This window comes from Haloarcula sp. H-hyl2 (assembly GCF_056934385.1).
On sequence record NZ_JBRIIJ010000004.1, the window covers coordinates 134,335 to 146,652 of the forward strand.

9 protein-coding genes are annotated in these 12,318 nt (G+C 53.6%); 5 read left to right on the forward strand and 4 right to left on the reverse strand.

Going from position 1 to position 12,318, the window contains the following annotated elements; translation table 11 throughout:
- Window positions 1-376: 376 nt before the first annotated feature.
- The 4 genes from Hhyl2_RS19930 to Hhyl2_RS19945 all read right to left on the reverse strand — a co-directional run bounded on the left by Hhyl2_RS19930 (window position 377) and on the right by Hhyl2_RS19945 (window position 7,159).
- Window positions 377-1,465, reverse strand: a complete 1,089-nt coding sequence (locus Hhyl2_RS19930) for an HNH endonuclease (RefSeq protein WP_483552552.1) — start codon at window positions 1,463-1,465, stop codon at window positions 377-379.
- Entirely contained in the window at window positions 1,462-1,815 is a 354-nt protein-coding gene (locus Hhyl2_RS19935; protein WP_483552553.1) for a GIY-YIG nuclease family protein, read from the reverse strand. Before Hhyl2_RS19935 ends, Hhyl2_RS19930 begins: the two co-directional genes overlap by 4 nt.
- A gap of 612 nt (window positions 1,816-2,427) precedes the next feature.
- Window positions 2,428-4,548, reverse strand: coding sequence for a putative phosphothreonine lyase domain-containing protein (locus Hhyl2_RS19940; RefSeq protein ID WP_483552554.1), 2,121 nt, complete (start codon window positions 4,546-4,548; stop codon window positions 2,428-2,430).
- 382 nt (window positions 4,549-4,930) lie between these two features.
- A complete protein-coding gene (locus Hhyl2_RS19945; RefSeq protein WP_483552555.1) occupies window positions 4,931-7,159 on the reverse strand; it encodes a DEAD/DEAH box helicase in 2,229 nt (742 codons plus the stop codon).
- A 560-nt stretch (window positions 7,160-7,719) separates the two neighbouring features.
- Here Hhyl2_RS19945 and Hhyl2_RS19950 point away from each other — a divergent pair.
- From Hhyl2_RS19950 to Hhyl2_RS19970, 5 genes are all read left to right on the forward strand, one after another.
- Window positions 7,720-8,136: a hypothetical protein gene (locus tag Hhyl2_RS19950; RefSeq protein ID WP_483552556.1), complete on the forward strand. Its 417-nt coding sequence runs from the start codon at window positions 7,720-7,722 to the stop codon at window positions 8,134-8,136.
- A 352-nt stretch (window positions 8,137-8,488) separates the two neighbouring features.
- Window positions 8,489-9,526, forward strand: coding sequence for a hypothetical protein (locus Hhyl2_RS19955; protein ID WP_483552557.1), 1,038 nt, complete (start codon window positions 8,489-8,491; stop codon window positions 9,524-9,526).
- 48 nt (window positions 9,527-9,574) lie between these two features.
- Window positions 9,575-10,450: a beta clamp domain-containing protein gene (locus tag Hhyl2_RS19960; protein WP_483552558.1), complete on the forward strand. Its 876-nt coding sequence runs from the start codon at window positions 9,575-9,577 to the stop codon at window positions 10,448-10,450.
- Window positions 10,451-10,577: 127 nt separating this feature from the next.
- On the forward strand, window positions 10,578-10,835 hold the full coding sequence (locus Hhyl2_RS19965) for a DUF8069 family protein (protein WP_483552559.1): 258 nt from the start codon (window positions 10,578-10,580) through the stop codon (window positions 10,833-10,835).
- 87 nt (window positions 10,836-10,922) lie between these two features.
- Window positions 10,923-12,233, forward strand: coding sequence for a hypothetical protein (locus tag Hhyl2_RS19970; protein ID WP_483552560.1), 1,311 nt, complete (start codon window positions 10,923-10,925; stop codon window positions 12,231-12,233).
- The last annotated feature ends 85 nt before the right edge of the window (window positions 12,234-12,318 follow it).

Genomic DNA, 12,318 nt, shown 5'->3' on the forward strand with positions numbered 1-12,318 from the left:
TATCACACAAGCAGCGTGGCTGGCTGGTGGATTGTAACCTTTTCTCCGGTTTGTGGTCGGGCTCGTAAATCTCGCAACTATCGAAACCGCGAAACGCATGGCACAAAGAGCCAGCGGCTCAGTAGCCTCTGCAGGGAGCGAAGCAGTCTACGGTTCTCTCTGAAAATCCGGTACAATGGTGCCCGCGCGCTCCGAAGGTCGTCGTTGTCGGATCCATCGGTGACCTTCGGCAACTGAAAACGCATTATGACAAAAACAGTGCGAAGTCGGTGCAAAGAATCCGAAATAGTCTCACTCTCGTAGGAAAGCTCTTTACCGCCACTTCAGTCGTGAGAGGAGGTTAAACGATCTAATCAACGCCCAGAGGATCAGTTTCTCAGAGGATGGTCACTATCGCGTACAGGACGCCGAACAGGAGATAAGGGATTATGAGCCAGTTACGGACGCTACGAAGCCGACGCTTGAGAGTGAACAGTTTCGGCTTAGTGAAGTGATGTGGCTCCATGGTGTTATCAATCGTCTTCCACACCTGATCAGAAATTGCCGCGATTGACCAACGGACAACATATGCTGAGGCCACACAGACAATGGCACCACCACCGACGACATAAAACCACGATGCACCGGAACCAATCTCGGGAACTGCAGACGCTAAGGCCACACTGCGACTATCCAGCAGTGGGCTTGTCAAGAGAAAGAGCGCGATGGTGAGCGCAGGTGTGCCCAACTTCCGCCACAGCCAATGGATAATGCGATATGGACTTTTGAACAGGAGCCATTCTTTCCGATTCACAGGATCACGTGTAGCTCCAAACTTTCGAGTCTTATTCGACCCCGATATCAAAGCCTGGTCCTTTTCTCCTTTAACCATCATAATCTGGTTCTTTAACGCCTTGCCGCGCATGTCCAGGACCAGGTTTTTGACGTTATCGTCATCAGCGCTCGCGACCAGGCCTGTACACGGACCACACAAGACGCCGAATTTCTCGGCGGGGTGTTCATAGGTGCCGCGTTCGCTGAAATCAATATTGGGATAGAGGTACTTTTCCATCTCGGAACTCACGGGACGGCCACAGCGCTCACAGTAGTGAGAATCCTTTCGGTCAATAAAGGATTGGCGTGATTCGCGTTCCTTTTTTGAATTTACATACGCAACACGGTCGTCAGCGTTCTGATGAGCGTATATTTGTGCATAGCCACGGACATTGTCGAAGGTATCATTATCAGGGTGCTGAACCCCATGACAGGGCCGGCAGAGGGTTACCAGATTTGATTTTTCATTTGACCCACCATCAGACACCTTGTTGATATGGTGCGCTTGGAGGATGCGGCCATCATCACCGGCATGCGGGCCGCTCTTGTGGCCACAGCGCTGGCATGTATAATCATCACGGTAAAGTACCTGTTTGCGTTTCTCATCCCAGTCAGCACCGTAGCGCTTGATTTCTCTGAGCGTGCGGGTCATTTATTGACTCCACTGTTTGTCTCTTGTAGTGCAGGGGGAGCTGAGGACAGGCACCGGGCCGTCCAACATGCTCCTCTAACGTTACTCCAGTGGTATTTTCGCATCATCCGGAGGGTTACTTCACGTTCCAGTTGACGCCACTTGGAAACCGGATTGGAAGAGGCAGCAAGCTCAATGACCGGATGTTTCTGTGTCCATTTAGCCCCTTGGCCGGATCGATGTTGTCGAAGGCGACGGTCCAGATCACCTGTTGCACCTACGTAGTAGTTCTCTCCCTCAAGCCGAAGGATGTAGACCTTCTTTTCGTGCTGACGAACCGAAGCTGTCGCTGATTGTGACATAATTGGCATATTTGTGTGTCAGTTAGGTTCCGATCCTCTCAAGGGAGGCGTTCTATGGACCCCCGCGCGTCAGATTTAGATTACTCCGGATCTCGCTGTCCCGTGTTTTCGATTTCCCAGCACTTCCACCCGAGCTGGGACCACTCCCACCCGTTGGATCATGGCTAGAGTAGCCGTCTTTGTCGTCGTCATCCAGACATTCGACGGTACTGTACTCGTCAATGACGATTTGAACCTCGGGTCCCCACGGACGGTTTGAGCTTTCAAACCGAGTTCGAACGTTAGTGAACTGATACTCGTGATACTTTTTCAGACGGTTCGGCTGTCCATCTTTTGCAAGCAAGACTTTAACGCACTCGTCCGAATCAAGCGACCCATCACGAAGTGGTCCCTTTTGTACGTAGAAGTGCGTATTCAGCTGTGTTAGGGTTGTAACTTCCGCTCGGACAGTAACTCGGGTCTCACTCCCATCTATCTCAGAGAGCTTATTTTGGTGTGTCGTCATTGGTCTCATTGTCTCAATGTTGTTTCGGTGTGAGACAAGCAAGTTTTTTCATGATGGATTATTAAATCTGTTGTTACCGGCAAAAATAACATCTATTGCCTCGTACGAGACAGGTGTTATTCAGTCATTTCTTGGTACCTTGTGGTTTTCTCTAAGCTGAATTCAGCCTTATTCTGGCTTGTAACCCGTAATTTTGAATACAGTAGCGGTTTGAAGAACAAACTATCTGAGACAAGTCCCTCTCCCTTGATTTGTCTCATGACTCTCCTCACCTCGTTAGAATCAAAGTAGTTTGGTACCAAAACTGACAGGTAATAACGATCGGAGTCTCCTAACTTCATGTGGAGTTTCGTATCCACACGTGCATCATACAACTCGCCATCATCGACTAGTTCGAGTAGCTGATTCCAGACGTCATCTACGGTGCTAGGTGGGCAGGAGAAAATCCACTCCCCTTGCAATATACCGGCTTCTAGAGCCTGAATATCTAGCTTCCGTTCGGCACCCGCCTCTGAGGGCACATCCTCTTCTGTAGTTTTGACCGGTCGACGAACACCGTGATTGTGGTAATACGCGTTGAGTGTGGCTTGGTTGATTCTACACTGGGATGACGCAACCAGTTTCGATTGCCATGTTGTTTGGCCTGGAATCTGCTCCGAAAGTGGGGCTGTTCCTGGTGTCTCCAATTCTACATCACTGTTTTCACAGTATGGACATTCTGTTGGTCCGTGCAGATACTGACGCCCTATCGCAGTGTGCTCCCAGCACTCGAGTTGGCCGACTCTTCCCAGTCGTTTGAATTCCTCTGTCTCGATCCCTTCCGAACCCACAGTCAGGATATGATACCCCCCAGGAACCGTTTCTTTAGTCAAGCCGAGATCATACGTAACCGCGATCGTATTTAATTTGTTGCCATGGTAGTATCCGTGGATGCCATCACCGAAAATGTCGGCTTTTGATTCCTTAGAGCCCTGATTTGACCTCTGATGCGTGAGATGAATTGTCTCTGGCGTAGCTAGATCTGGGTTCTGGGTTAACCGGATACCGCCGATCTCTACAATGCTATCAGGTGGAATATATATTATGTCGTCCGGTAAACGTGGGAAGCCGTGTGTTTGGAAGGTTGGATACTCAGCATAGTTAGTAGCCGGTGTCGCGTTTGACTCAACAGACTCCCCGTAGGTATCGTACGCGCCCAGAACGAATCCAACTGGAGCATCAAAATTAGCATCGGCAAACAAATCAACCGTGGCTTCCACTGCCGTCTCGAAATCCATATTGACGGAATCGATATTAGATGCCCGATTTCCGGTGTATAGGACACAATCGATATTTTCCGATCGGAGATCATCTGCCACCTGACTCGCCAGTTCCAGTCCAGTTTCTGGATCCTGTATCAGCTCATAGGCGGTAAGTCCTCCAAAACAAGCAATTTTGTAGGCCTGATCTGAGGTATCTGTTTGGGAATCATGGTTCTGTTCTTCCGCTCCACTGTGTTTTTGCTCCTCAATTTCATCTCCCTCCGTACTATCGGCGGCTGAGGAGGTGAGTGACATCGCAGATTGTAGTATATTCTCAGCATTTGTCTGCCCGATATACCGAACATCCAGTAGTTCCTCTGCTGTGGCTTGGGCCACTGCCTTTGGCGTGTCGAAGCCCGCTTCTGTGAGGAAATAAGCAATACGCATCCCGACCTTCTCGATATCAATGAGGCGTGGTCGAGTAGCGCTATACTGGTCGATTAGAAACTCCCGGGCCTGGCTAGGTGCAACACCGGACGCACCCAGCGAACTCAGGTCTCGTTCGATTTGCTCTTTGGACTCGCTCGTTTCTGCAGCAATCGCATCTATTGTCGACTCGCGCTGCCCAAGTAGCTCTTGAGCGTGTTCGCTGATGACAGTAGCATAATCCCGACTGATTCCTTTGATTTCAGTGAGTGATTCTATATCCGCTTGGGCTATCGATTCCAACTCATCGAATCCTGCTTCAATGAGACGACAGCCTCGGACCGTCCCTACCCCGTATATATCAAGAACCCACGGTTCTGTTCGCGATTGGTCATGGGCAGTAAGGAGGGTCCGAAGGGCCTGATTGATATCAATACCAGCTCGTTTGGCCTTTTTTAGATCTCGCTCGAGAACTGATTTCGCGATATCTAAATCACGCGATTCTGTGACAATGGTTGCTATCTCCGATGGCCTCTCATCGGTAAAGCTCCACTCGATATCATCACTCATCCGAATAATATCCCTCCCTATTTAAAATGCTACTGACAACCACACAAACAATCAGATTCCACAAACGGATTTGCCTCATCTTATTGCCTCATATTCCCTGTTCAGATATATATGATGTGGTCAACTCCTCATTGGCACTGGAGAAAACTTCCCGGAGGGCGGTTCGTTTGGTCTCAAACGACCCACCTCGATATGGAATCTCGCCGAACGTCTCTGCGACTGCTTTTCTCGTTGCTCCGCAGTCGTTCGCTATCTGGTTCTGGATCGTGTCATCGTCCCCCCGTAACTCCTAGGCTCCCTGTTGGACATAGCGTGCGATGTCCGGGTTTATTATCTGTCAGCACTTCGCCGCAGAGGCATCACCCCCCTATCATATATGTATTTAAACAGGAAGGAAATCAGGATCGACAGTCCGTATTCGATACTTAGTGTCGAAGTGTTGGTAGAAATCCGTATACAGGGAATTGGATTTTCCATCGGTTTCGTAGCGGAGTGTATGCCAGTCAGCAACGATTGCACAGTAGCGTTTCGCTCGCGTGAGGGCCACGTTGAGGCGTCGTGGCCCATCCACCGGTCGGCCAAGGAACCCGAGGTCACCATCGCCATTACTCCGGACGAGTGAGAGCACGATTGCTGTTCGTTCGCTACCCTGGAAAGAGTCGATAGTGTCGACGGTCACATCGCGAGCCTCCTCCAGATTGGCTGCGAGCATCTCACGTATCTTCGACACCTGTGCTGTATACGGTGTTATCACGCCAATTTCCTCCGGTGGAAGCTCCTCCTGTAGTTCCATGACAAGATGGGTGACTAAGCGAGCTTCAGTCGAATTCGCTTTCGAGTTGTCGATAGTTTCGACAGTTCCACCGATATTGTAGCCTTCGACAGGCGATCGGTCAGGAAGTGGGTCGACCGCCCGGCCGTTACGGAGGCTTCGGTCGTAGAACGCCTCATTCGAAAACGAGGCGATATCCTTGTGCATCCGGTACTGTGTATGGAGTTGGATGCCAACGCCCTCGTAGACACCACCTGTCGCATAGAAATGTTCGAACAGGGAATGGCCGAACGCAGATGTTGGGGGTTCCTCTCTTGCACTGTACGGTGGCAGCTGACGGTGGTCACCGGCAAGGACCACTCGGTCACCCCTCGCAAGTGGAATACACGAGGCTGTCGCCGTCGATTGTGTCGCTTCATCGAGGACAACGAGGTCGAATTCCCGCGCAATCGTGGCTGCAGTGTTGTTCGTTGCCGCGACGACGTCGGGATGGCCAGGGACATCACTGTACCAGCGACGGACATTCGAACTGTCGGAGTGACTGGCATTGAGGCGTGTCAGTGTGAACTCACCGTCGCCGTGTTGACCATGTGCATGTAAGGATCGTGGGTCGGCCTCATTTGTCGTGGAGGCGCCAACGAGGAGATTGTCGATCGCTTGGTTCGAATCTGCGCAGACGAGAACACTCTCACCAGCAGCTGCTGCCCGTCGCACGATTTCAATGAGGGTGCGAGTTTTCCCTGTTCCTGGTGGGCCGTGGATACAAAACAAATCGTCGGCCAAGAGCGCGTGTTCGACCGCCAATTGCTGTTCCTGGTTGAGTGCGGTGTCGAGTTGTTCACTCTGCGCAGCAGCCCCATTAGAAAACGTGATCGGACGCGATCCTGCTAGGACCGGTTGAAATGAATGCTCTCTGAGGGTTTCGATTGCCTCTCGTTCACGGTCGAACGGAACCGGGTTTAGCAGTGCACTCACTCCGTACGTTGTAGTGTCCTTAGTCAGCGCGCTACCAACCCGAGTTGCGTTGTCGATCGATGCCCAATCGAGAGTGAGCCAGATATTCAACCCCCGAACCCGTGAAACCTCTGCTCGGAGTGGAGCCCAGTCAGCAGTGCCCTCTCCGTCACACACGTCCAGCAAGACTTCATTACCCTCATGGATGCCGAACTCGGATTCGACAAAGAACGCCCAGTCACCATCTCGGCGCGATTCGAGGTGCGATGGGAGATCAACACGGAACTCGAACGTTCCATCATCGCTCTTGCCTAGAGCGTGCATGGCGGGGATCGCGTCCCCACCCGACTCGTAGATTATAGATGGTGACTGCCGGGTTGCTCGGTCACGATTCGCGGCCCGCGTCGCATCGCGCTCGTTTTCGACATAGGCAAGCAACTCGTCGATCAGGTGGTCGGCCTCGACTGGATTGCGGGCCGGTTCGTGATCATCGATCGGAGAATCGTAGGTGGGCGGATAGGTTTCGGGTATCCAATCCGAGTGCCAGAATCGGATTTTGTCGGCGAGTTTCGTGGCCCCAAAGTCGTCGACGTCGATAAACTCACGATCCCCGTCCTGCTCGAAGATACAAATCGGTCCGTGTAGTGCGTGTTCGGTAAAGGCCACAAACGAACCAGTGCGTGTCGCAGCCCCCTGTTCGTGAAGGGGTATACAGGTCCAGTCTTCCTCCGGATGAACCAACTCGTCGTGGTTTTGGGCGAACTCTGCGACTGGTCGTACTGGTACGTCCGGCCCACCCTTCTCGAGTTCGTCGGGAGTCGCAGCATGAAGAGTCGCGTCGGCAACTGAAAACTGCCCGATGATATGGTCGAAAAGTAACGACATTTGATCAAACGTTCCGCTCCAACATCAAAATAGTAGCTACTTGTGACACATGTTTAGGAATACAACTCATTCTGATGAGGATGCGACCCGATGAAACAGATCAAAACAATACTCGCTCTCGGTTTGCACTTTCGGATGATACTGCGGGTGCAGTAACGGACAACCACTGCTACATAGCGAGCATCTGGTAGTGACGCTCGAGCCTGCGTTCGAGTGGATTCCTACCCCTTCCCGCAGGGGGACATGCTAAGTCGCCGGCAGCCATACTGTAAGTATGCTTGAGCTGCGGTATTTCGCCTGCAAGGCCTGTGACACCGAACATGCTGTGCCAGAAGAGCTAGCGGTCTGCAGTCGTTGTGGGTGCGACCAAGTCGAAGAGATCACCGACCGGCTGAGGGCTGCACCGTACTTTTCTGCATAGATCGCCCCCTGCTGTGTGTTAGTCTGACAAAATTCATGTAATATCAGCACCCCTCTCGATCCTAAGGTAGCAGTCACAATATTATGTGATGACGACGGTAGGGGTAGCTATGTGTGACCAGTGTGTCGACAGCGACATCATGAACGATTACGCCGGTGAGAGCATTTCTGCATATATCGAATCGTACGTCCATGAGGTCTTACAACGTCATCCAGAACTTGGATTGTCGCCGGAACAGATCGAGGTCAATATTCTCAGTAAGAAAACTAAGGATCATGTTACGATTCGATTCGATCGCGAATCGCCTCAATACCTCCTGAATTTTACTCCATACATCGCGTACCAGAGTACGCCATCTCCGACCAGGGTGAACCGACGGCTCGCCAAGGCTTTGCTCTATCACACGAACTACTCGATAGCAGAACTCAGCGAAATTCTCGCGACGGAGTTACCAATTGAAACTATCCATCTGGGAACTGATCGACCGATGCACCTTGGACGGGCAACAGTTGCAGACCGGCACGAACTGGAGTTGGCACTGGATCCCGATGGCTAATTGTTCAACAGCAGGTCCTGGACTTCCCCAGAGTAAGGAATGACGTCTCGCGAAACAACTGAACGTTTGACGATTGCTGACCACAGTACGCAAGCGAAAAACACCGACTAGGGTTGGATATCCAGACCTATCGGTGCCGGTGGAATGTGTCTTTGAGTGACGGCGCCTATCCACGACCTGAAGGCCGTAGTGTTGCGTCTGTTCTGCGTATAAGGAAATCACCCCCCAGGGCTCGAACTGTGGACTGTACGCCATTGATTCATGTCTGCCAGGGATACGATGTGCTCCTGGAATGTTGATCGTGATTATCTCGCTATTTTTGCCCTCTCTGGGAGGTGGAGAGGATCTTTCCATGACCGAGTCACTCCGATCGTTCAGTAGTATCGACGACGATACAGACCTCAGTCCCGACGCAGAGAGCGTTGCCCGGTGTGCCACGACCGTCAGCGCTCCCGATCGAGACGGCGTCGAGTGGGCAACCCCTGACGAGGACTGGGGGCTCAGAACCCGCCGACCAACTTCCTCGATCAACACCTCGGCAGGCCGCGCTCGTCCCCAGCAAACGCGGTGGGTGATCAAGGGCGACGTCGGAGCCTACGTCGCCACGCACGGCGACGGGAGCCTACTCGACATCCCGGAAACGTACGGGGACTTCAGCGAGATCGAGACGCAGGTTGCCTTCGTCGACGGACGCAGCGAAGACTACGGCTTTGGCATCGACGGACAGGCCATCGAGAAGGCGCTGCGAGTGCTCACTGGCGGGGGCCGCTACACGGCCAGCCAGTACATGCTCATCCCCTGTGGCCGCCAGCCCTGGGTGCTGACAGGGCCAGAGGGAACGCTGCTGTGCAGTTGTATGCCAGTCGACCGCCCGGACGATGGTGGGCCGACAACCCAGGTCGCGACGTCGGCGGGCACTATCGAGATCGAAGAAGACGATCCGGAGGTCCTCGCCGGCGCCGCACGCTTCGTCGAGTTGCTCGCAGACATCGACGGAACGGTGATCGACCATTGCACCTACGACTCGCTCCGCGGCCGGACTCGCCACACCTTCGTCGACGAGGACGGCGAGGAACGGACGATCGACGCTCCCGACCTGGCCCAGCTGGCCAGTCTGGCAACCGACCCGTCGGTGATCCAGGGCACCGTCGGGCGTGGCATCCAGCCACCGACCAGTGGAGAGCCGATCGTTGCGGAATGGGACGGCCCCGACCACTCCGTCGGCGACCGCGTCGACGGCGAGATCATCGCTGGCTACGAGTTCGCCTGGGAGCAGTCCGGCGACTGTCTCGAAGCCGTCGCGACCGTCAGAGAGTATCGGATCAGAACGAGTTTCTCGACGTGGACGGTCGACTACCGAACCGATCGGCTCGCTTCGGTCGTTCCCTAGACCGCCTCCCGTTTTGTGTTCCCCTCCGGGAAGTGGAGGGTATTCGAGATGTCACAGTCCTCAGCTCCGAGTAGTACCGACACGACGACCGACAGCCCCGACGTCAGCGGGTCCGAAGCATCCTCGGCGAGCGACGAGCCAGACGGCCTCGATACCGAGGACCTGTTCGGGCTGGATGCGCCTCGCCACCTCCGGGTCAGCGGCGAGGTCCAGGTGTTCGACCAGATCTTCGCCGCAGCCGGAGCGGTTGCGGACGAGGTTCGAGTTGGTGTGTCGACGTCGACGCTCGCGATCAGAGCAGGCGACGTCATGAACCACCTGATGGTCGATCTGAGTGTCGACGGGGACTCCTTCGAGACGTTCACGACAGATCCGGGGACGCTGGGGGTGGCTGTCGGCCGGGTCCGGGAGGCACTCTCGATCGGGGAGCCAGAGGACCTCGCGCAGTTCTCACTCAAAAGGGGGGCGCTGGAAATCACGATCAACGGGATTTCCCGAACTGTGGACCTCGAACCAGTCGAGTTGCTCCGCAACCCACCGAATATTCCGCCCGTGGAGTTGCCAGCGACGGCCCACTTCGACCAGGGGGATTTCGAATTCGCACTCAGGGCGGCGAAGAAGGCCAACGACCGGTTCGATCTGACCGTCGACCCCGACGCCGGCGAACTCCGGTTCGAGGCTGTCGGAGACACCGACAGCATGGTCTACCGGCGCGAGGCGACCGATCTGGTGGCATTCGACCCCGCTGACGTCCAGGCAGCCTTTGACGCCGATCTGGCCACATCGGTAAGCAAGGGGCTACCCAGCGGGGCCAACCGTGTTCTCCATATCGGAGACGAACTGCCGCTGGTCGTCAAATCGCAGTTCCCCGACGCAGACGGAGCCTGCCAGTTCATTATCGCGCCGAAAATGCCCGAAGAGTAGCTGAGTGGGCGTTTTTCTCCGGAAGCGGTGGTGTGTCTTAACCAACACCGGGACCTGTTTGTCACGTCTGTTGGTTAACACGGTTTTCTGCGCCCCAGGGGAGTGAGGGGCGACCCTCGTGAACACAATGGACCCTGCAATGCCAGACTACGAACGCTTCGAGCGCCGACAGATCGCACAGGACCGCGACCGACAGCGGCCAGATACCGTCGAGATCGACGAGCAACGAGCCCGCGATCTCGTCAAGCGGCTAGCCGACGAGGGGACGCTCTCGTTCATCCCGGAGGCCGAAGTGATCTGTCACAACCCGTCGGGGAAACTGTTCGAGTCCAACACAGCGCTGGCGTACTTCCACAAGGGGTGGGAAGCAGCCGAAAGCGAGTGATAAACTCTGTCTTTGCTGTTTTCCTCATCACTTCGTCGGTCAGTCCAGGGAGCCAACTTAACATAACAACCGAACAAGACCTACATCATGGACCAGCGATTCTACGACGCCTACGAGCGGATCTGGAAACCACCAGGGACCGACGAAGTACGTATCTCAATGGGCCAGAAATCTCTGTTCAAAACAAACCTCTACAACGCCATCCGAGATCTCGGCCTCGACAGAGACCGCCACCGAATCACGAATAACGGCCTATACAGGAAATTTCACGAAGGACTCTTTGAAATCGCTGAAACACAAGGGACAGACCTCACCAAAGACCAATTGAGCGTTCACTTTCAGACTAAGAAGAACGAGATTTTCTCGGATTGGTTAGGGGCACCACCGGACACGTACACGCTTGTTTTTCCGATAATGATACGGAGCAAGCATTTCCCCGATAAAGTCGAGCTTTATGAATCGAAAGCAGAGCAAATCGACAATAGCCAGTGGGAAGATCATCTTAGGGCGGCGAAAAATGACGATGAATCCAACTTCGATTCTTTCATCGATGAACTCCCGAACGACTATTCCGACCATCCGTTGGAACGTCGTGAGTGGACCTATTTGAAGGTCGAAATTGAATCCAGAGACGAGTTCTATGCCCTACACAGGGCCTCTGAACACGTCGAAACACGCTTCGCTGAAATAAATTTCTTCGACCAACTCTGGTCAGCTAGTATGCCGCAACCAGGGAGTTCAGACCGAGCTCCGTACGAAAAATGGACAAGGCATCAAGAACCACCGTTCTACCTGATATTCCAAGACGGAGATTTTGTTAGGTATCGCGGAATGGATTTTGACTATCGACGGTCGATAGGTCGGATCACCTTCAGCCATGCAAGCGACATCGACGAAATCAGCGACGTTCCGATATTTGACTACGACGCTGACAAGGGAACCTATGAGGGGTATATTGTCAGTGCCCTACTTGCGTATCAAGACGGGATAACCGAGCGGTCTGTTCGGCAATCGTTCTTCAGTTTCTGGAGAGGGATTGAGATCCTCTCGAATACCAACGACTATTCAAACGCCAGTGACTTCGACAAGATGGTTGACCGTGGTGAATTCGCGCTTACTTATCACCATGGCGGTGACAAATCGTTTCGTCCCGAATTGAAGCGCGCTGTCGAAGAGCTAGAAGAAAAACGCCACGAACTCGTTCATGATGGGTTGAAGACCGAGATTCATCAAGGCCACCGAAATGGGGCGAAATTACTGCTTGACGGATTGTTACTGCTATACATCGACAAGCACGGACAGTGGGATATCGATGATATGGGGTCGTTCCTCAAACACGGCGTCGAATACCAAGAGAAAATACAGTTCGTCGCAACGCTGCTATCCGACCTCTCATAGCGGGTCCAGTTTATCGCACATCCTCGTCGTCGATAGAAACTTCGTTCCGTGGTGCCGATAACTTCGAATCTCAGGGTCAGTTCAC